General features: G+C 27.6%; 1 protein-coding gene. It reads right to left on the reverse strand.

Features of this window, described 5'->3' with window-relative positions:
- A partial coding sequence (locus KA858_RS12690) for a hypothetical protein (protein ID WP_210135853.1) occupies nt 1–444 on the reverse strand: 444 nt, incomplete at its 3' end.
- Nucleotides 445–474 lie beyond the last annotated feature (30 nt).

Consider the following 474-nt stretch of genomic DNA (forward strand, 5'->3'; position numbering starts at 1 on the left):
CTTCCTAACAGAGAAATCCCTGATTTTATCTTTTAATTTATTTTTGTTTGATATGCCATCAATACTTCTATTTTTATAAGAAAAAGCAAAGAAGTTTAACCATGCAGGATGCTCGCCTGAAATCCTGCTTATTTCATTAACAAGCCAACCAAAACCCTTAGTCTTATCTTTAAAAAGTTTATATTTATTATAAGCTTTAAAGCTTTCCGATATTATTTCATTTTCATCGATAATAACACCCTGAATACTTGATACATTACCAACCCAAACTTTTGTTTCTAAACCAACAACGGCTATTTTTTTGTTTAATTCTAAATTTGGTATGAATGGATAACTCACAGAATTTGCATAATCACTACTTCTAATGAGATTTAGAATGCTTTTTAATTCTTTTATATATTTTTCTGAAAAAATATCCACTCTCTTGATTGAATCATGAGACATAATAAGAGACCTTTTTGAAAATTACATTTT

The organism is Staphylococcus sp. GDX8P80P, from assembly GCF_017893095.1.
GTDB lineage: Bacteria > Bacillota > Bacilli > Staphylococcales > Staphylococcaceae > Staphylococcus > Staphylococcus borealis.